The following is a 19,645-nucleotide window of genomic DNA, read 5'->3' as shown; positions in this document are numbered from 1 at the left end:
CCATCAGACCATGGGTTCCATACAAAAGGCTATTTTTCTGGAACGTCGGCTTGCGTGGCACGCTCGCCGTCCTGAGGCTTCAGATCGTAGGGTTCTGCCACCTTCCAGACGTGATCCGGCACCATATTTTTCATCTTTGCCGGTTCTTCGCGGCGCAGATGCAGGATCGTCTCAGCGGCTTTCATCTCGACCCGCGTGCGCGCGAACTCAAGACCGCGCGGACCGATACGGGGTTGCAGCCAACTGACGATCGGTCGCAGCCAGTCAGGCATGCGGCGCAAGGGCAACCCGCCCGCCGCCCGCGCCGTATTGGCGATAAAACCTTTGACGGCGTTGGCTCGTTTACCCGCTGATCCCGGCGCTTGCAGGTGTATGCGCGCGCCCAGCCCTTCCAGCATTTCAGCCCCGCGCGCATTGCGTACCAATAGCCATTGATCCCCCTCACCGCCCATATAGCCCACGGTGATGTCCGCCAGACTGTTGGTGTAATCAACGCAGGTGCGACAGGTCAGCGGAAAGAAATCGCGCGGCAAGTCAGAAATCGGCAGCGACAAAAAGGGGATGAGCCGCTGGCGCCCATCCGTAAAACGCAACTCAACCTTAAAATCTGCGCGAAATTCCAGATAGGTGATCGTTTCGGGGGCTTCATCCAGCAACTTCAGAAATGTGTGGAAATTCTCGGTCGTTGTATTGTCAGAACAGGGCGTGCCGATGACGTAGAGACGCTCCAGCCCCAGATCGGCCTCAAGCGCGCGCAGGGCATAAATCTGGCAGGGAATCCCGATCACAGCGAGCCGTTTGAACCCCTGTGCCTGCGCCTCTTCCAGCAAGGCCAGCAGCGGCGCATATCCCATACGCATGCCGCGCGCGCGTGCCATATCACTGGCCTCAGTAATCAACGCAGGCTTGGGCCGCCAGCTGTCGGCATCATCCGGCACCATCGTCAGCACCGCATCCACACGAGCGCGCGTCAGCAAGTCTGCGGCCAGCGCGGTCGTGATACCCGTCCACTGCGCACCCTCCGCAGGGGCCACCATACGCGCGCGGTGCATGGCCTTGAACGGGCCGAAAAAGCTCTCATCGCCTGCCCCACGTGTACGCCCATGCACAGCCTTTTCCAATGCGGGGTAATCCGGCGCAATGAACTGACATGCTTTGCCACAGGCGCGCGGGTCCTTGAAACGCGATACCCCGCAATCCGTGCACAGCCCACGCGGGGCAGGGTCGCGAAAATCAGGCGTCAGCATCAGGTGAATTGCTCATTGATGAGACGTTCCTCAAGACCATGGCCCGGATCAAACAGAATGCGATGTGCCACCGATGGCTCAGAGCGGATTTCGACCGAGGTCACGTCCATAACCGACTGTGCGTCGGCTTCGGCCATAACCGGGCGTTTGTCATGCTCCAGCACATCAAAGCGCACCGTTGCATCCTGCGGCAAGAGGGCCCCCCGCCAGCGTCTTGGGCGAAAAGCGCTCATCGCAGTCAGCGCCAGCACCGCCGACCCGATGGGCAAAATTGGCCCGTGTGCCGAATAATTATAGGCGGTGGACCCTGCGGGCGTGCTCAACAAGGCGCCATCACAGACCAGTTCAGCCATGCGCAACCGGCCATCAATCGTCACCCGCAGCTTGGCCGCCTGCGGACCGGTGCGCAGCAGGGAAACCTCGTTGATCGCCAGCGCCTTGGTGGTTGATCCATCCGCGCAGGTCGCGATCATGGCCAGCGGGTTGATAACCTCTTCCTCGGCATCCGCGAGACGGGCGGGCAAGTCGCTTTCTGCATAGGCATTCATCAAAAAACCAATGGTCCCGCGGTTCATCCCGTAGACAGGTGCCGGGTGATCCTGCGTTGCATGAAGTGTTTGCAGCATGAAACCATCGCCCCCCAATGCGACAATGACATCCGCCTCTTGAACATCGACATTACCATAGCGGGTGACAAGCGCTGCTCGGGCCGTCTGCGCGACATCCGCCCGACTGGCAGTAAAGGCGATCTTGCTGGTCATGACAGGTTTCCGATCGGGGTCTTTGGACCTCAAAACAACCACATCTCTGTTCGGTTGACCAGCGTTGGCCGACTGAATTTATCCGCTGCATGATTGCAAGGCGCGCGCAGGATCACTAGACACGACGCATATTTCTAGTCGAGCGTCGCTTTACCAGCTTTGCCCGCGTCCTAGTTTCCGATACGAAACCGACTGCAACCTATTCACACAAGGGAGATGCCTCCATGAACGCCCCCCACCGCGCCCCCGGCTTTTTCACTCAGTCACTTGCTGACAGTGACCCGGAACTTTTTGGCTCCATCACGGCTGAACTGGGCCGTCAGCGCGACGAGATCGAGCTGATCGCCTCCGAAAACATCGTCTCTGCCGCCGTACTTGAGGCGCAGGGGTCGATCATGACCAACAAATACGCCGAAGGATATCCGGGGCGGCGGTATTATGGCGGCTGCCAATTCGTGGATGTGGCTGAAAACCTCGCCATCGAGCGGGCGTGCAAACTTTTTGACTGCGGCTTTGCCAATGTGCAGCCGAATTCCGGGTCTCAGGCCAATCAGGGCGTGTTCACTGCCCTTTTGCAGCCGGGCGACACCATTCTGGGCATGAGCCTTGATGCAGGCGGTCACCTGACGCATGGGGCAAAACCGAACCAGTCTGGCAAGTGGTTCAATGCCATCCAATACGGCGTGCGCCGCGAAGACAACCTGCTGGACTATGAACAGGTCGAAGCCCTCGCCAAAGAGCACCAGCCCAAGCTGATCATCGCCGGGGGCTCTGCTATCCCGCGCCAGATCGACTTTGCCCGGATGCGCGAAATCGCGGATATGGTGGGCGCGTATCTTCATGTGGATATGGCGCATTTTGCCGGTCTCGTGGCCGCGGGCGAGCATCCCTCGCCCTTCCCGCATGCGCATGTGGCCACCACGACGACGCATAAGACCCTGCGCGGCCCGCGCGGCGGCATGATCCTGACGAACGACGAGGCACTGGCGAAAAAGTTCAATTCCGCCATCTTCCCCGGCATTCAGGGCGGTCCGCTGATGCATGTGATCGCCGCCAAGGCCGTCGCCTTTGGCGAAGCGCTGCGGCCAGATTTCAAGTCCTACACAAAGCAGGTCATAAGCAACGCGCAGGCGCTGTCGGATCAGCTGATCAAGGGCGGGTTGGACACGATCACGCATGGCACGGACACGCATGTGGTGCTGGTCGATCTGCGCCCCAAAGGCGTGAAGGGCAACGCGACCGAAAAGGCACTGGGGCGCGCACATATCACCTGCAACAAAAACGGCGTGCCGTTTGATCCGGAAAAACCGATGGTGACTTCTGGCATCCGTCTGGGCAGCCCTGCCGGGACGACGCGCGGTTTCGGTGAGCCGGAGTTCCGCCAGATCGCGGATTGGATCATCGAAGTTGTCGACGGCCTCGCCGCCAATGGCGAGGAAAACAACGGCGCGGTGGAGGCCAAGGTCAAAGCCGAGGTCGCAGAGATGTGCGCCCGCTTCCCAATGTATCCAAACCTCTAAGCACCAGACGGCCCTGCACGATCACGTGCGGGGCCGAACGATTTCAGCCCGCAACCCAGTTGGGCAGCGTCAGCGAGATCGCAGGCACAAAGGTAATCAGCAACAGCGCGATGAGAATCGCGATGTAAAATGGCCAGATGGTGCGAACCGCCTTCTCCATCGGCAGTTTCCCAACAGCGCAGCCGACGAAAAGGCACGATCCGACGGGCGGCGTGCACAAGCCAAGCCCCAGATTGACCAGCAGGATCATCCCGAATTGAAGCGGGTCAATCCCCAGACTGTGGGCGACCGGCAGGAAGATCGGCGTGCAGATCAGGATGAGGGCTGCCATGTCCATGATCATGCCCAGCACCAGCAGGATGAGGTTGATCATCAGCAATATCAGGATCGGATTTTCCGTCATACCGGTCAAAAGGTCCACCGTCTTGAGCGGCACCTGATAAAACGTCAGCATATAGGCAAAGGCCCCGGCGCAAGCGATCAGGATCATGACCATGGCCGTCGTCTTGACCGCCTGCGTGACCGCCGTGCGGAATTTGAGCCACGTGATCGAACGATAGACCAACAAGGTGACGAAAAACGCGTAAAGAGCCCCAAATGCCCCCGACTCGGTCACAGTGAAAACACCGGACAAGACGCCGCCGACGATGATCACAGCCGTCAACAGACCCGGGATCGCCCCAAAGAATGCCATCACAAGTGCTGTCCAGCCGGGAAACTGTTCGGCCTGATAGCCACGTTTCACCGCCACCAGATAGGCCGCCAATGCGAGGCAAAAGCACATCAGAATACCGGGTACGACACCGGCCAGAAAGAGTTTTGAGATTGAAATGCCGCCCCCTGCCGCAATGGCAAAGATGATCATGTTGTGACTGGGCGGAATGATGATGCCAGCGATGGAAGACGTCACCGTGACGTTAACGGCATAATCCGCATCATAGCCTTTTTCTTTCATCACCGGGACCAGAATGGATCCAAGCGCGGAAATATCAGCAATCGCCGAACCAGAAATGCCCCCAAACAGCATCGACGAGAAAACATTGACGATGCCCAGCCCGCCGCGCACGGCACCAACGGCAGCAGATGCGAATTTGACCAGACGCATGGCAATGCCGCCATGGAACATCAATTCGCCCGCGAAGATGAAAAATGGGATCGCCATCAGCGCAAAGACATTGATCCCGCTCACGATCCTTTGGAAACCGATCATCAGGGGCAAGCCTTCGTACCAGAAGGCAACAATGGCAGAGATACCGAGCGCGAAAGCAACAGGCGTGCCGATCACGACACAGAGCGCGAATGCCCCCAAAAGAACCAAAATGCCCACGGTAAATCCCTATTCTATACTGTCACTGCGGTCATCCACGCCCAAAAACAGGCGGATAAGATGACCAACCGAGAAAATGAGTATCAGCCCGCCGCCGATGGTCAGCGGGAGCGATCGCAACCCTTCGGGCAGTTGGATCAGAGGGATCAGCGACCCCCATTTGAAAATCGTGAGCTGTGCGCCGTACCACAGCATGAGCCCGCCAAAACCGGCCATGAGCACATCCGACAGCACAACAAAAAAGCTGCGCACCCGTGGCGGAACAGCGCTGCGCAACAGCGAGACGGACAGATGGGTGTTTTCATGCACACCGACGGCTGCGCCCAGAAAAGCGATCAGCATCACGAGCAGCAGCGCCATCTGTTCCACCCATGTGGGTGTGGCGTTCAACACGTAGCGTCCAAAAACCAACCAGCCGAATATGACCGTCAGGAAAACCAATGCCACTCCGGTCAGAATGCGGCAAACAAACGCCAGCGTATCAAGCACCGCCGCCATGCGTTTTACGAAAAAAGGAAGGGGCCGCGCGTCGCTCATCCACATTCTCCGCCGTGGAGGTGTCTGGCCCCCGATGTTGGGAGCCAGACCATTTCACCTTGGATCAACACACAGATTATTCTGTGGCCTGAATAAGCTCGACGAGCGCGCGCAGATCCGGGTTGGTTTCAAAGTAAGCTTCATAGACCGGCGCCATCGCAGCCTGGAACGGTGCCTTGTCAGCAATTTCGTTCACAACCACGCCGGCAGCTTCCACCGCGGCACGGCTTGCCGCTTCGCGCTTGTTCCAGAGGTCACGCTGATAAAGCGCGGATTCCTGCGCCGCTTCGAGGACGGCGGTTTTCATCTCTGGCGACAGGCTGTTGAACGTACCGATGTTCATGCAGATGCATTCGGGGATAATCAGGTGTTGTGACAGTGAATAATACCCTGCAACTTCAAAGTGCCCCGTGGATTCGTAAGACGGCCAGTTGTTTTCGGCTCCATCCACAACACCGGTTTTCAGCGCTTGATATACCTCAGCAAATGCCATCGGGGATGGGTTGCCGCCAAGCTCGGCGATCATGCCTGTGAACAGTTCGTTGTTCATCACGCGTACCTTCATGCCTTCGACATCGGCTGGCGTGTTGATCGGTTTATCACCGTTATAAAAGGACCGTGCGCCCGCATCATACCATGCCAGCGGCTGAAGACCTTTTTCGGCCATACCCGCTGCAATTGTCGCACCGGCTTCGCCGTTGAGCACACGGAACATGTGCGGGACGTCTTTGAAAATAAAGGGCAGTGAGACAACATTCGCCGCCGGGACAATCGGCCCGATGGGGCCCAGATTGAAGTTGCCGATTTCCAGCGCGCCTGCGCGCACCTGCTCGACGGCGTCGGGCTGGCTGCCCAATGTGCCGCCGTGGAACATCTGCAACGTGTATTCGCCGTCTGTTTTCACAGCAAGCAGCTCTGCAAATTTGTCCATGGCTACGGTGTTTGGATAACCGTCGACGTGGATATTCCAGCCGCGCCAGTTGTCCGCGCTTGCGACGCTTGCCACGACAGCGAGCGCCACAGCGCCCGCAAATGATTTGGTTAGTGCATTGAACATGATGTCCTCCCTTGGTTTTATCTCAGTGACACCCGCCGGTACGCCTTGTGAGCTGCCAGATCATTGGCAGCGCACGGCCCCCTCCCTGACAAGGTGTCGTGTATCGATGCGTAAAGGAAGACTAGTATACCAGAATTGTCAACTCTAATACGCTCTGTGCGCACGACATGCATCTGACAGAACAGTCATGACCAACGGGACACGGCACGCTGCAAGCGAAACAGGCTGCGGGTCAACAGGCTTTGGTGCGGTGCCAATGGGTATATGATTGACCGGGCGTGACGGAACGAAAGCGATCAGGCGTTACAGAAAATCGTCTCGTCTGGGCGTAAAACCGTCGACGAGCATGCCCGGTTCCAGGCATACACACCCATGTTCCTGATTGGCGGGCACAACGAAGCTGTCACCCGGTCCGACGTCGCGCGTTGTGTCGCCGAGGGTGAAGCGGAAACGCCCGCTTTCGACATAGGTCGACTGAACATGCGGGTGATGGTGCAGTGCGCCCGTGGCCCCTTCCTTATCAAAGCGAAAGGCCACCACCATCAGGTCAGGATGATCCGACAGCACCTGACGTGTCACATTTTCGCCGGTGGATACAATTGGATAATCAGACATATCACGCCCTTTCAGTACAATCAGGAAAACACCATGCCACCGTTGATGTCGATATTCGCACCGGTAATGAATGCGGAATCCGAGCAGGCGAGAAACAGGATCAGATTGGCCGTGTCCTCGGTCGTGCCCTGCCTTTTGACAGGCGCCGTGGCCTCAAAACCGCGCCGCCCCGCATCAGGGGTGTGCACATTGTGGAAATCAGTATCAATCATACCGGGGCACAGGGCGTTCACGCGGATGTCCGGCCCAAGCTCTTTTGCGAGCCCGCGCGTCATGGTCATCACCGCACCCTTTGACGTGGCATAAGCCACAGCACCGGCACCGCCGCCGTCCCGCCCTGCCTGACTGGCGAGGTTCACGATTGCGCCGGATTTCATATGCGCAAGACAGGCCTTCGTCATCATGAACGTACTGGTCAGGTTCAGATCCATAACGGCATTCCAATGATCCAGCGGCATCTCGGCGATGGTTTTGCGCGCGATCAGGCCGCCCGCGTTATTGACCAGAATATCTATGCCGCCAAAGTCAGCGACGGTTTTTGACACCAGCGCTTCGACGTCTTCGGGTTTGGTCAAATCACCCTTCAGGGCAAAGGCCTGTCCGCCCTGTGCTTTGATCTGCGCCACAGCCGCATCTGCACCGGTACTGCTGGAAAAGTAGTTGATCGCCACATTAGCACCTTCCGCCGCCAGCTTGATCGCTGCGGCCTGACCGATGTCACGCCCCCCACCTGTAATGATTGCCGTTTGCCCTGCTAGTTTCATGGCCTGCCCTTTCCGCTGCTTCTCGCACTGGTATACTAGTCATTTAACTGGTATACCAGTGCGAGTTTACGGCGCACCTGAGGATCACAACGGAACCAGACGCCTGGCCCGCACGGTTCTGTCGCAAGCTCACTTCAGGCAAGACGTCCTGAAGCACACAAAGACCATGGAGGTGATGCAATGGCTCAGGCCACACAACTTGGCGAGCGGCGTACCAGCGTTGACGACATATTTGACCACCTTCACGACGAAATCCTGTCGTTGCGCCTGCGTCCGGGCGACAAGATTTCCGAAGCCGATATCGCCGCCCGGTTCGGTGTGTCCAGACAGCCCGTGCGGGACGCGTTCAGTCGGCTGGCCACGCTTGATCTTTTGCTGATCCGCCCACAACGCGCCACCGAAGTGAAACGATTTTCGCTGCGCGAGATTGCCAAGTCACGTTTTGTGCGCGCTGCCGTGGAACAGGAAGTCTTGCAACGCGCGTCGCAATATTGCGACGCAACCGGCGCGGCGGAACTCGACGCAGCACTTGCGGCACAGGAACAGGCGATAGAACAGAATGACCTAGAGACCTTTGGAGAACTGGATTACAAATTCCATCAGATCCTGTGTCATATCGCCAAGGTGGATTTTGCTTTCGACGTCATCCGCACGGAGAAATCAAACGTCGACCGCCTGTGCATTCTGAGCCTCTCCAAAGGGGATCGGATGCCTGATCTTGTGGCCGATCACCGGCGTATCGCAGAAGCGGTCAGAAAACATGATGCGCAGAGCGCGGTCGAGAACGGCATGCGTCACCTCTCCCGACTGGATGCGACGATCGAACAGATTTCGATTACAAATGCGAATTACTTTGAACGCGAGTAAATCCAAAGCCTGATCAAGTGGCGCCTGCCACACCGTTTTCATACCGTCAAAGACATCAGAGGACGCATGACGACGCAGCCTCAGGCGGGCACGATTCAGGCTTTTTCATTTTTTGTTTCTTTTTTTGAACCCAACGCGGCATCGGCGCGACCAATGGGTATCTCGCCAGTTGCGGGGCACTGACACAAGGCCACAACACCTTGGGCAGGCTTCGGACAGGCGGCGGTGAAATTGAAAACGATGATGATATTAGCATGGAGAATCCAATGTCCCTTTTTAACCTTTTCAATCTTTTTTCCAACGGCCTCGACATTAAAGGATCTGACAAGAGCGATCTGATCATCGGCTCCTTTGGCAATGATACGATTGCCGGGAACGGTGGCGACGATCTGATGTTTGGTCTGTTCGGCAATGATAAAATGTCCGGTGGTCTGGGCGATGACACGATTTTCGCGGGTGGCGGCCATGACATCGTCGAAGGTGGCGAGGGCGAAGATGCCCTTTATGGCAACAACGGCAATGACGTGATCGTCGGCAACAGAGGCGACGACAAGATGTTTGGCGGATCAGGCAACGACAAGCTGGTCTGGAACAACGGCGACGGTTCTGACCTGATGAATGGTGGCAGCGGGTATGATAAGGTACAGGTGAATTTCAACACCGACCTTGTGGATAATGACCTGCAAAACAAGGACGTCGCAGAATTTGAGACAACCGACACAGGCGTCCAGTTCGCCCGCACCGAAGTCAATGATCAGTCCGAACGCGGCCTGTTCCAACTCGACATCCGCGAAACCGAAGTGCTGGAGACGAATTTCGGCGGCGGTGATGATACTGCAGTAATCAAAGGCGATGTGCTTGAACAGATCGCTCTGAACCTTGATGGCGGGGACGGCGTCGACACGCTGGATCTGTCACAGGTTGATGCGGGCATCAAGGTGGACCTTGCCGCTGGCAAACTGGCGCATTCCAAAGCCGAAAACTTCGAGAACGTCATTGGCACCGAGTATAAGGATCTGCTCAGGGGCGATGCCCAGGACAACGTCATTTCGGGTCTTGGCGGCGATGACCAGCTTGGCGGTCGGGGCGGGGATGACACGCTGATCGGCAACAAGGGCAACGACAAGGTCTTTGGCGGCGACGGCGATGATCTGCTGATCTGGAACAATGGCGACGGGTCGGACCTGATGCACGGCGGCAACGGATATGACCGCTTGCAGGTCAACTTTGACACGGACCTTGTGAATGACGATCTGCAAAACAAGGACGTGGCCGAGTTTTCCGTGGCGGACATCGGGCTGCAATTTGCACGTACCGAGGTGAATGATCAGTCAGAGGCTGGCCTGTTCCAACTGGACGTGCGTAACATCGAAGTGTTGGAAACAAACTTTGGCGGCGGCGACGACACGGCCGTGATCAAGGACAACATCCTCAAGCGGATCGAACTTGAACTGGATGGCGGCGATGGCGTGGACCTTCTCGACCTCAGCGATGCAGCATCGGCGGTCACTGTTGATCTCGCGGCAGGCACCATCACCGACGGGGCGAACACATCCACAGCGATCAACTTCGAGAACGTCACCGGCACGGATTTCAACGACACGATCACCGGCAACGATCAGGACAACGTGATCCGCGGTGGTGCCGGAAACGATGTGATGTCAGGCGGTGCGGGCGCAGATACTTTCGTGTTCTTCGAAGAGGACGCGGGCGTCGACATCATTCTCGATTTTAACTTCAACGAAGACAGCCTCCTGTTCCTCACCAAAGATCCGGAGGTCACAACCGACAGCCTGCTGTCAAACCTGACGCAGACCGGGGACGACGTGGAACTGGCCTTCAACAACAAGGTGATCACATTCGAAGACACTGTGGTTTCCGACTTTAACGCCGACGATTTTATGATTGCATAAGTAACGAGTACATCTGAGGCGAGTGGCCCCGTCAGCTTTCGGCTGGCGGGGTTACGTAATTTCGCCCGCCACGGTTTGAATCTGACGCAAAACCTGCCTCATACCTTGGTATTCCTCTCGCCCTGCACGGTTGCTGACAAGCAAAATGGGCGGAAAAACGCACAGCGCGTGGCTTTACCCACTCTGTTGTCTCGCTTGTGAGTTGTGTCTGACTGTGCACAATGGCACTTCTTGTTTGCGCAATCTTCTGGACCGGTAAGCAAAAATTCGATGGATGACAAAGATCTCATTGCACGCATTGCTGCAGGCGACAAAAGCGCAATGCGGGACCTCTACACCCGGTATGATCAGGCCATCTATGCGTTTGCCATGGGGCGTTGCGGAAATTCCGAACTCGCCTCGGATTGCGTGCATGACACAATGCTTGATGTGTGGCGCACAGCGTCGCGCTTTGGCGGGCAATCAAGCGTCAAGACCTGGCTGTTTTCGATTGCGCGCAACAAGTTGGTCGATGCTTTGCGCAAACGCGGCAAGCTCTCGTTTGTGGATGAGGTGCCGGAAAGCGCGGATACCGCACCGGACCCAGAGGCCGCAGCAATCGCGGCATCGGAAAAGCAACGGCTTCATACCTGCCTGAAAGGGTTGAAAGATGTGCAGCACTCCGCCATCCGCCTCGCCTTTCTCGAAGACCTGACCTACCCCGAGATCGCTGAAATCGAAGCCGTGCCAGTCGGGACCATCAAAACCCGCATTTTCCACGCCAAACAGGCACTGATGCGGTGTCTCGCCGCCGGGTTGCATCGCTGACGCTGTTTTAATTCTGTTGGGTCACATGGGGCGCATCGGATCACTCCGGCCCCCCCTTTCCGAATGCTTCAGATTATTGTTCGACAACCAATTCGACGATATCGCTGCGTGTGTTCAACGCAACGAGCGCTTCTTGCAAGGATGTTTGGCTGATAAAGGACACGCGCACCAACCCCAGAGCCGTTGGCCCGTCAGATATTGTGCCACCCAAAGGACCCAGCAACGCGCCAATCTCACCAAAACGCGCCGCATCGCTGAATTTGACTTGCAAAACGAAAGCCCCCGCACCCTCGGTTGCAGGGGCAAAGCCGTCAGGTACACCGCTGATGCGCGGCACGACCGCGACCTGCCAGGCCATAACCGCTATTGTGGCCACCGCCGCATATCGCAAAATCTGCGCCAAAGGGCTGCGGTTGTCATTTGCTGGCTTTGGCATGGGTGTGATGCTGGCGGACAACCTGTCCCAGACCGCATCGCTGTTGTCGTGTTTCGGCTCTGCCCGCAGCGCGCCACGCACGGACTGCATTACGGCCACCTCGGAGGAAAGTGCTGCATCGGCCGACATGTCTGCTTCAAACGCTTGCCGGTCCTGCGGTGGCAGCCGGTCTTGCACGTAGTTCAGTATCTTGTCGTCGCGATCCATTTCGTCACAGCCATACAGTTGCAGTGTTCACCTCTTTGTCGCACAGTCTTGGGGAAAGGTTCAAAAAAACTTTGCGCCGCTGAATTTTTTTGAACCCTCGCTCGGTGCGGTGCGACAAATCTAGCGAGGTGGGGCGTAACTCTGCGCCTCCCCATCCCGACAGGAGATACCACGTGATTAACGCACTGCAGTTCCTTCGCCAAGTTCTGATCATCAGCCTTCTGTTCGTTCTGGTAGGGTGCGCGCCTTTGACGACTTCCCCCGACAAAAACGACACGAATGTGGTCGGGCAGCGCAAAGTCATCGCGCTTGTCCCGGATGCGCAAGCGACCGAAGGCATGCGCGCAGCAGGGCTTTCAGGCGGCTATCAACTTCTGGATGTAACGGATCTGGCGGGGCTTGATCTTACGATGCTGACCTTTCGGATGCCTGACGGCATCACCGGACCACAAGCAATTGCCGCGCTTGAAGCGGCAGTGCCCACCTCAACCGTTGGCATCAATCACGCCTACCGCCTCCAGCAATCCAGCAGTGCCGCGCAAGAGCTGGATTATGCCAACGCAATGATGCGATGGCGCACAGATGGGTGTCGTGCGCAGGTGCCGGTGGGTGTGATCGACACAGGGATCGATACCACCAGCCCCGCTTTGGACGGCGCGCGCATCGTGACGCGCGCGTTCTTTGAAGGTCGCGCCGCACCGGCTGCGCATGGCACGGATGTCGCCTCTGTTCTGGCCAATCCCAGCCGCCTGAAAGACGTCACGATCTACGGCGCAAACGTGTTCGGGCAGCAAGACGCGCTGGGGCTGAAGGCGGGTGCGGATGCACTGGTGCGCGCACTCGACTGGCTGGCGGAGGAAGACGTCCGCTTCGTCAATCTCGCCCTCGCCGGTCCTTACAACAAACTGCTCGACCTTGCCGTGGAACGTTCGGTGGACCGTGGGTTGATCCTTGTGGCAGCGGTGGGCAACGACGGGCCGAACGTTGATCCTTTGTATCCCGCAGGTTTTGACGGGGTGATCGCCGTGACTGCAGTGGACGCCGACGGACGAATCTACCGCAACGCGGTGCGTGGCCCGCATGTGGATATCGCCGCCCCCGGTGTGGACATTCTTGTGCCATCCGGGGGCAGCGTTCGGTTCGTGACGGGTACGTCGATCGCGACCCCCTTGATCACGGCCCGGCTGGCGGCTGATCCGACCCTTGTAAATGCGCGCAGTGTTTCGGATGTGCGCAAGCGTCTGGCCGCAACCAGCGCGGAACTGGGCCGTTCAGGGCGCGACCCGGTATACGGATACGGCCTCGCCCTCGCCGAAGACATCTGTGGCGATTGATATTTATCCGCCGTCATCGCGACCGGAGGGTTACATGCACTCCGCCAGCGCCGTTGCGAGATTTCCGATCAGCGCGGGATAAAGCGCCGGTCCGGGTTCGAGGTCTGACCCAAGCGGATCAATTATGCCCGTTTTCGCCTGCGTGCCATCGAGAACGGTCGCAACAAGACCTGAGTTGAATTGCGGCTCGGTCAGAACACAATCGACGGCTTGTTCTGCGATCCGGCCTTGAATCTCGGCAATCCGTGCCGGGCTGGGGTCTGAGGCATCACTCAGTGAAATCGCGCCTGCTGCCGGGAAGTCGAAATCCGCTTCGAAATACTGATAGGCGTCATGAAAAACGATGAACTCACCACCGCGCACTGGTGCAAGCGTGGCATTCACCTCATCAATGAGCGTTTCCATTTCCGCGCGTCCCGCAGCCGCGTTCGCAAAGTAGATGCTGGCATTATCAGGGTCAGCCGCGGACAGCTGCCCTGCTATTACGTTCAGCCAGTTTCGTGCGTTTTGAGGCGACAGCCATGCGTGCGGATCATGCTCCCCGTGCGCGTGATCCTCATGCCCTGCGTCCTTGTGGCCATGATCATCATGCGCGTCCTCGGCGTGATCATGGTCTTTGTACGCGTGTTCTGCGTGATCTTCGTCACCGTGATCGTCGTGGTCATCGTGATCTGCGTGGTCATCGTGATCATGCGCCTCAAACAACGCGCTCTCGCGGAATTCCAATGCAATTGTACCCGGCGCATCAAGCAATTCGCTCACCAACGCATCAGACGCAAGTGTCTCAAGGGTGTCGGTGAGCCATGGCGTAAGACCGGGGCCAATCCAGAACACGAGGTCGGCATCCTGCAGCGCTGCCGCTTCGGAGGGGCGCAGGCTATACTCATGCGGGCTGGCACCGGACTGAACGATAAGGTCGGGCGCGCCGACACCCTCCATCACCCGCGCGACAAGAGAGTGAACCGGCGCAATATCAACGGCGACCCGGGGTGCCTGTGCAGAAGCGGCCCCCCCAATCAGCGCGGCTGTGAGGGAGAGAGCAAGACGCATTCTGGACATCGGTAATTCCATGTGATTATATAACATTACAGCTGAGATAAATAAAATGTAATAACATGACAAGTGATTCGACGCATAACGGTACTGGCGGCCCGCTGGGGTTTGCGCTTCATGATCACGATGTCTGTGTGAGTGACACGCTGGCAGCGGCAGAAGCGCGCTGCGCCGCGGACGGGCTTCGGTTTACGCCTGTGCGCCGCAAGGTTCTGGAGATTTTGCTGCAGGAGCACCGCGCTCTTGGTGCCTATGCAATCCTTGACCGCTTGCGCGAAGACGGGTTTGGCTCGCAGCCACCTGTCGCTTACCGGGCGTTGGATTTTCTGGTCCTGAACGGTCTGGCCCACAAGATTGAGCAGTTGAACGCCTTTATCGCATGCGTCCACCCCAGCGAAGCGCACACACCCGCCTTCATGATCTGCCGTCTGTGCGACGCGGTGGCCGAAACACACTCATCCCCTGCAAAAGGCGCGTTGGGGGACGCCGCACGCGCCACGGGCTTTCGGATAGAACGGACCATCGTCGAAGCAGAAGGCGTTTGCCCGACCTGCGCCGAAAAGGCAGATGCATGAGCCTGGTTGATGTTGAAGGGCTCAGCGTCCGCTACGGTGCCAGAACAGTTTTGTCGCGCGTCTCCCTGAACATCGCACCGGGGGAGATCGTGACCATCGTGGGTCCAAACGGTTCAGGTAAAACCAGCCTGTTGCGGGCAATTATCGGCGCGGTGAAGCCGTTTCAGGGTCGCGTCACTCGGGGTCCCGGCGTCACATTGGGATATGTCCCGCAAAAGCTGCATATCGACGAAACGCTCCCAATCACGGTCTCTAGGTTTCTGAAGCTTCCCGGTGGCGTGGAGTCTGCAGACATAGATCAGGCGCTGGCGCAGGCTGGGGTGCGGGATTTGTCCAAATCGCAGTTGTCTCAACTCTCGGGCGGGCAGTTTCAGCGGGTGATGCTGGCACGCGCACTGATTGGAAAACCTGATCTGCTGCTTCTGGATGAGGCCACGCAAGGGCTGGATCAACGCGGCTCGGCCTCCTTTTACCAACAGATCGAAAGCGTGCGTCAGGAAACGGGATGTGCCGTTTTGATGATCAGCCATGAATTGCATGTCGTGATGAGCGCCTCTGACCGCGTGATTTGCCTGAATGGGCACGTCTGCTGCGAAGGCACACCGGCAGTGGTGGCATCCGCGCCGGAATACCGCGCCCTTTTTGGTTCAGGAACCGGCGGCGCATTGGCGCTTTACCGGCATGAACATGATCACGAACATGACCACAAGGACGGGTGCGATCACGAACAGGCAAAACACGACCGAACAGAGGCCGCTGAGTAATGCTGGATGATTTCATGGTACGCGCTGCCTTAGCCGGGATCGGCGTGGCCGTTGCCGCAGCCCCCTTGGGATGTTTCGTTGTCTGGCGGCGGATGGCGTATTTTGGCGATGCCACGGCACATGCAGCAATTCTGGGCGTGGCCTTGTCGCTCGCCTTCTCGATGTCGATCTTCATTGGCACCATGGTCGTGGCCTTGCTGATGGCCCTGACGGTCAGCGTATTGTCTGGCCGGGGCTATGCGATGGACACGTTGCTCGGTGTTCTGGCGCATTCAGCCCTTGCCTTTGGGCTGGTTGCCGTGTCGTTTTTGTCCGGCGTACGGATCGACCTGATGGCCTATCTCTTTGGCGATATCCTCGCGGTATCGCGCGGTGACCTCGCGGTGATCTGGGGCGGTGCGGCACTGGTTGTCCTGCTGATCGGTTGGCGTTGGTCGGCATTGCTCACATCAACGCTGAACGAAGACCTGGCCCATGCAAGCGGGATTGACCCCAAACAAGAACAACTCGTGTTGACGCTTGCATTGGCCATCACCGTCGCCGTTGCGATCAAAGTCGTGGGGGTGCTTCTGATCGCCGCTATGCTGATCATTCCCGCCGCTGCCGCACGTCCCCTGTCACGAACCCCGGAAGGCATGGCCCTTGCCGCTGGTGCAATCGGGACCCTGTCAGCCATCGTGGGGCTGCGTGCCGCCTATGTCTTTGACACGCCGGCAGGCCCGTCAATTGTCTGCGTTGCTGCACTGAGCTTCCTCGCCACGAGCTTGATCAGGAATTTCAGACCCGCAGCGTAAAGCTGATAATCCAATCAAAGCCGGGACTGCGTCACGAAGGATATACCTCCGTAGTCTGCCTTCAACCCGTGATCTTCAAGACTGGTTTGCTGCCGTGGACCTCACATCTCATTGTCCGTCATCGCACCCCGTCGATTGGTGCGATTTCGATCCCGCTGTCATTGTGGTCGACAAGGGCCGGGTGGCTGGGATAGAGAACGCACTGCGCTGAATCAACACATGGGCTGTTTGTGGACCTTTTTATCAAGACCCATCTCAAATATACGGCTCAGCAACCCAGCGATTTGCTTTTGCAGATCGAGGCGCTGTCAGACGTGAATCAGATCTGCAGTCGGACGCGCCTGATCCTGAACAACGACGCGACGCAACAGGAATTGTCCGGCAATGACACCAATGGAACACGCCGCTGGGTGCATTGTGAGGCGCTGTTTGACTGTCGCTACGAAACACAGGTGCGCATTGCGCGACACGAAGCCAACATAGAAGGACTACCCGAAACCCCGCGCATGCAGATCCCCGGCGACGTCATCCAATACATGACGCCATCGCGCTATTGTCAGTCTGACCTGTTTTTGGATTTCGTCGCCACGCAGTTCGATGGTTTGACCGGGGGCGCATTGGTCAGCGCCCTCAGCACTTGGGTGAATACGAACTTCACCTACGACAATGGCGTCAGCCACTCGGGAACAACCGCGACGGACAGTTTTGCCAGCCTCTCCGGCGTCTGCCGTGACTATGCTCATGTACTGATTTCTCTGGCGCGCGCGGGTGGCATTCCGGCCCGCTTTGTCAGCGCATATGCCCCTGACGTGGTGCCACAGGATTTTCATGCCGTCGTTGAGGTATATTTGGACGGCGCATGGCATATCATTGATCCGACGGGAATGGCACAGGCACCGGAGGTTGCGAAAATCTGCGTGGGGCGCGATGCAGCGGACGCGTCGTTCCTGACCTCCTACGGTGCGATAGACCTCAAGGAACAATCGGTAGACGTCATTCGGATGCCTAAATAGGACGCGGTTCCGCAGTGGGTTTACGGAATACCAAGGAATTGATGATTGTGTCCGCGAGGTTTCAGCACTAGATAAACAAGCCGGATGACCGGGTATCTTACCCCTGTTTTGGATCACAAATGACCTACTGTGTCGGCCTGCGTTTACGCCGTGGCCTCGTTTTCATGTCGGATACCCGCACCAACGCCGGTGTGGATAACTTTTCGACCACCAAAAAGATGTTCACCTGGGAAGTGCCGGGGGAACGTGTGATCACTCTCATGACCGCTGGCAATCTGGCGACGACGCAGGCGCTGATCAGTTTGCTGGAAGAGCGATCCAAGACTCCATCTGAACGCAGCCCATCGATCCTTGAGCGGCCCACCATGTTCGAGGTTGCGCGTCTGGTCGGTGCGACCCTGAAAGAAGTGATCGCAGACACCACGGGCGCCGGTCCGGCGGCCTCCTCCCGCTTTAAAGCGTCAGTGATTGTGGGCGGGCAGGTCAGAGGCGGCCTGCCAACGCTATTCTTGATCTATCCCGAAGGTAATTTCATCGAGGTGACGGAAGACGCACCGTTTTTCCAGATCGGTGAAGCAAAATACGGCAAACCAATCCTCGTGCGCGCCTATGATCCCGATCTGAGTTTCGAGGACACGATCCGGCTTTTGATGGTCTCATTCGATTCGACCATCAAGGCGAACCTGTCGGTGGGCTTGCCGCTTGATCTGCAAATCTACGCAAACGACAGCTTCACGATCGAAGAACAGTCCCGGGTTGAAGCGGATGACGCCTATTATCAGTCGATTTCCGAGAGCTGGGGCGACGCGTTGCGCAACGCATTGATGGATTTACCACCCTATAAACGCGCCTGAAAAACTCTGTTCGGAATTTCTACGCCAGCGGCCTTTGGGCGGAAGCCTGACAAACACAGTGTTCAGGGCAGCAAAATCTGTACATGGATGGTGATGCTGCTCACCTAAAACTCGAGTGAGGCGGCCCGAGAACTATTGGAATTGGTATCAAAGCGTCTAATGGGACGCGCATGCTGGTGAACAACCAACCCCACCTGCAGGAAAACGCGCGCATAATATAAATGATTTGGCAGGGGCTGAGGGACTCGAACCCACGACCCTCGGTTTTGGAGACCGATGCTCTACCAACTGAGCTAAACCCCTATGCCGATACTCGGCGTAGTCGGATTTGCGTCCGGGTTCAAGAGGCATCGCAGGTTGGGGCTCGAAAAATACAGAGGTCAATGCATACTTAATTGAACTGTTTACGCCGCAAAGGGTAAACGTGGGCGTTGAGCACGCTGCGACGACCCCTGTGTTGTTGCTCTTCACTCTCAAAACGGGGATTGGCCACGTAAATGAATCAATCACTTTCAATCGTTGCGGTCGTCGTCAGGGACTATGATGCAGCAATAGACTTTTATACTCAAAAACTCGGCTTTGAGTTGGTCGAGGACACATATCAACCTGAACAGGATAAACGTTGGGTTTTGGTGAAACCGAAAGGCAATGGACAAACCTCTGTGCTGCTTGCAAGAGCCTCAACTGCAGATCAGGAGAAATACATCGGCAATCAGACCGGTGGCCGGGTTTTTCTATTTCTTGAAACCGATGACTTTGCCCGGGATTTCGAGAATTACAAAAACAAAGGTGTAAAATTCGTCAGATCGCCAAAAGAAGCCCCCTACGGCACGGTTGCGGTCTTTGAGGACTTGTACGGCAATTTGTGGGATCTTGTTCAATTCAGGTAATCCGAACAGGCACAAACCGTTGAGGCTGAATGCCAATAGATGTCGGATGCAGAAGCGCCTAGGTGGTGAACGGCTATACGCTATCCGTCACATGAACACTGCTTCTTGCACCTATGAGCAGTGCGCTTTTACCCACAGTCCTTGGGTCGCTTAATCAAAGCCAAAAGGCCGCAGTGTTCTCCGCGGCCTTTTGTTTACCTGCTGAGTGTAGCGCGCGCCCTTGCGGGCGCGAACCGTTACTCCGTAATCTTTGATACGCCTTTTTGTGCGCGTATCGGGATTACTCGGTGATTTTGGACACGACGCCGGC

20 protein-coding genes and 1 tRNA gene are annotated in these 19,645 nt (G+C 57.3%); 11 read left to right on the top strand and 10 right to left on the bottom strand.

Features of this window, described 5'->3' with window-relative positions:
* Window positions 1-29: 29 nt before the first annotated feature.
* Entirely contained in the window at window positions 30-1,247 is a 1,218-nt protein-coding gene (locus K5Q35_RS13280; RefSeq protein ID WP_220799898.1) for a Coenzyme F420 hydrogenase/dehydrogenase, beta subunit C-terminal domain, read from the bottom strand.
* Entirely contained in the window at window positions 1,247-2,008 is a 762-nt protein-coding gene (locus K5Q35_RS13275; RefSeq protein ID WP_013960417.1) for an NAD kinase, read from the bottom strand. The genes K5Q35_RS13280 and K5Q35_RS13275 overlap by 1 nt, the downstream gene beginning before the upstream one ends.
* 224 nt (window positions 2,009-2,232) lie before the next feature.
* Here K5Q35_RS13275 and glyA point away from each other — a divergent pair, with 224 nt between their 5' ends.
* Window positions 2,233-3,528: a serine hydroxymethyltransferase gene (gene glyA, locus K5Q35_RS13270; protein ID WP_220799897.1), complete on the top strand. Its 1,296-nt coding sequence runs from the start codon at window positions 2,233-2,235 to the stop codon at window positions 3,526-3,528.
* 43 nt (window positions 3,529-3,571) lie between these two features.
* Here glyA and K5Q35_RS13265 read toward each other — a convergent pair whose 3' ends face one another.
* From K5Q35_RS13265 to K5Q35_RS13245, 5 genes are all read right to left on the bottom strand, one after another.
* Window positions 3,572-4,855 carry a TRAP transporter large permease gene (locus K5Q35_RS13265; RefSeq protein WP_013960415.1) on the bottom strand — a complete coding sequence of 428 codons (1,284 nt, stop codon included), beginning with the start codon at window positions 4,853-4,855 and terminating at the stop codon, window positions 3,572-3,574.
* Between the two features lie 9 nt (window positions 4,856-4,864).
* Window positions 4,865-5,392, bottom strand: a complete 528-nt coding sequence (locus tag K5Q35_RS13260; RefSeq protein ID WP_013960414.1) for a TRAP transporter small permease — start codon at window positions 5,390-5,392, stop codon at window positions 4,865-4,867.
* Between the two features lie 76 nt (window positions 5,393-5,468).
* Window positions 5,469-6,449, bottom strand: coding sequence for a TRAP transporter substrate-binding protein (locus K5Q35_RS13255; RefSeq protein WP_220799896.1), 981 nt, complete (start codon window positions 6,447-6,449; stop codon window positions 5,469-5,471).
* Between the two features lie 303 nt (window positions 6,450-6,752).
* Window positions 6,753-7,064, bottom strand: coding sequence for a cupin domain-containing protein (locus K5Q35_RS13250; protein ID WP_013960412.1), 312 nt, complete (start codon window positions 7,062-7,064; stop codon window positions 6,753-6,755).
* Between the two features lie 20 nt (window positions 7,065-7,084).
* On the bottom strand, window positions 7,085-7,828 hold the full coding sequence (locus K5Q35_RS13245; protein ID WP_013960411.1) for an SDR family NAD(P)-dependent oxidoreductase: 744 nt from the start codon (window positions 7,826-7,828) through the stop codon (window positions 7,085-7,087).
* Between the two features lie 180 nt (window positions 7,829-8,008).
* Here K5Q35_RS13245 and K5Q35_RS13240 point away from each other — a divergent pair, with 180 nt between their 5' ends.
* The 3 genes from K5Q35_RS13240 to K5Q35_RS13230 all read left to right on the top strand — a co-directional run bounded on the left by K5Q35_RS13240 (window position 8,009) and on the right by K5Q35_RS13230 (window position 11,415).
* Complete coding sequence (locus K5Q35_RS13240; RefSeq protein ID WP_013960410.1) at window positions 8,009-8,695, top strand: GntR family transcriptional regulator; 687 nt, start codon at window positions 8,009-8,011, stop codon at window positions 8,693-8,695.
* 266 nt (window positions 8,696-8,961) lie between these two features.
* Window positions 8,962-10,608, top strand: a complete 1,647-nt coding sequence (locus K5Q35_RS13235) for a calcium-binding protein (RefSeq protein ID WP_220799895.1) — start codon at window positions 8,962-8,964, stop codon at window positions 10,606-10,608.
* A gap of 270 nt (window positions 10,609-10,878) precedes the next feature.
* A complete protein-coding gene (locus tag K5Q35_RS13230) occupies window positions 10,879-11,415 on the top strand; it encodes an RNA polymerase sigma factor (RefSeq protein WP_013960408.1) in 537 nt (178 codons plus the stop codon).
* 73 nt (window positions 11,416-11,488) lie between these two features.
* On the opposite strand, the gene K5Q35_RS13225 is transcribed toward K5Q35_RS13230, so the two are convergent.
* Window positions 11,489-12,058 carry a hypothetical protein gene (locus tag K5Q35_RS13225; protein ID WP_220799894.1) on the bottom strand — a complete coding sequence of 190 codons (570 nt, stop codon included), beginning with the start codon at window positions 12,056-12,058 and terminating at the stop codon, window positions 11,489-11,491.
* A 173-nt stretch (window positions 12,059-12,231) separates the two neighbouring features.
* Between K5Q35_RS13225 and K5Q35_RS13220 the strand changes: the two genes are divergently transcribed.
* Window positions 12,232-13,392, top strand: a complete 1,161-nt coding sequence (locus K5Q35_RS13220) for a S8 family serine peptidase (protein ID WP_220799893.1) — start codon at window positions 12,232-12,234, stop codon at window positions 13,390-13,392.
* Window positions 13,393-13,422: 30 nt separating this feature from the next.
* Here the strand turns inward: K5Q35_RS13220 and K5Q35_RS13215 are convergent, their stop codons facing one another.
* Window positions 13,423-14,451, bottom strand: coding sequence for a zinc ABC transporter substrate-binding protein (locus tag K5Q35_RS13215; RefSeq protein WP_220799892.1), 1,029 nt, complete (start codon window positions 14,449-14,451; stop codon window positions 13,423-13,425).
* A 56-nt stretch (window positions 14,452-14,507) separates the two neighbouring features.
* On the opposite strand from K5Q35_RS13215, the gene K5Q35_RS13210 reads away from it, so the two are divergent.
* The 5 genes from K5Q35_RS13210 to K5Q35_RS13190 all read left to right on the top strand — a co-directional run bounded on the left by K5Q35_RS13210 (window position 14,508) and on the right by K5Q35_RS13190 (window position 18,445).
* The gene (locus K5Q35_RS13210; RefSeq protein ID WP_220799891.1) at window positions 14,508-15,020 is read left to right on the top strand and encodes a Fur family transcriptional regulator; all 513 of its coding nucleotides are present in this window, start codon (window positions 14,508-14,510) and stop codon (window positions 15,018-15,020) included.
* Complete coding sequence (locus tag K5Q35_RS13205; RefSeq protein WP_220799890.1) at window positions 15,017-15,784, top strand: metal ABC transporter ATP-binding protein; 768 nt, start codon at window positions 15,017-15,019, stop codon at window positions 15,782-15,784. Before K5Q35_RS13210 ends, K5Q35_RS13205 begins: the two co-directional genes overlap by 4 nt.
* Window positions 15,784-16,578: a metal ABC transporter permease gene (locus tag K5Q35_RS13200; RefSeq protein WP_220799889.1), complete on the top strand. Its 795-nt coding sequence runs from the start codon at window positions 15,784-15,786 to the stop codon at window positions 16,576-16,578. Before K5Q35_RS13205 ends, K5Q35_RS13200 begins: the two co-directional genes overlap by 1 nt.
* A 230-nt stretch (window positions 16,579-16,808) precedes the next feature.
* Window positions 16,809-17,591, top strand: a complete 783-nt coding sequence (locus tag K5Q35_RS13195) for a transglutaminase family protein (protein WP_220799888.1) — start codon at window positions 16,809-16,811, stop codon at window positions 17,589-17,591.
* Between the two features lie 119 nt (window positions 17,592-17,710).
* The gene (locus K5Q35_RS13190) at window positions 17,711-18,445 is read left to right on the top strand and encodes a peptidase (protein ID WP_220799887.1); all 735 of its coding nucleotides are present in this window, start codon (window positions 17,711-17,713) and stop codon (window positions 18,443-18,445) included.
* Window positions 18,446-18,672: 227 nt separating this feature from the next.
* Here the strand turns inward: K5Q35_RS13190 and K5Q35_RS13185 are convergent.
* Window positions 18,673-18,748: transfer RNA gene (locus tag K5Q35_RS13185), tRNA-Trp, on the bottom strand.
* 194 nt (window positions 18,749-18,942) lie between these two features.
* On the opposite strand from K5Q35_RS13185, the gene K5Q35_RS13180 reads away from it, so the two are divergent.
* On the top strand, window positions 18,943-19,335 hold the full coding sequence (locus tag K5Q35_RS13180) for a VOC family protein (RefSeq protein ID WP_220799886.1): 393 nt from the start codon (window positions 18,943-18,945) through the stop codon (window positions 19,333-19,335).
* Window positions 19,336-19,645: the final 310 nt, after the last annotated feature.

Origin of the sequence: Roseobacter sp. OBYS 0001 (genome assembly GCF_019654895.1) — a bacterium.
Classification (GTDB): Bacteria; Pseudomonadota; Alphaproteobacteria; order Rhodobacterales; family Rhodobacteraceae; genus Roseobacter; species Roseobacter litoralis.
Note: the sequence above shows the minus strand (reverse complement) of the source record. Positions and strands in the feature narration are given on the sequence as shown.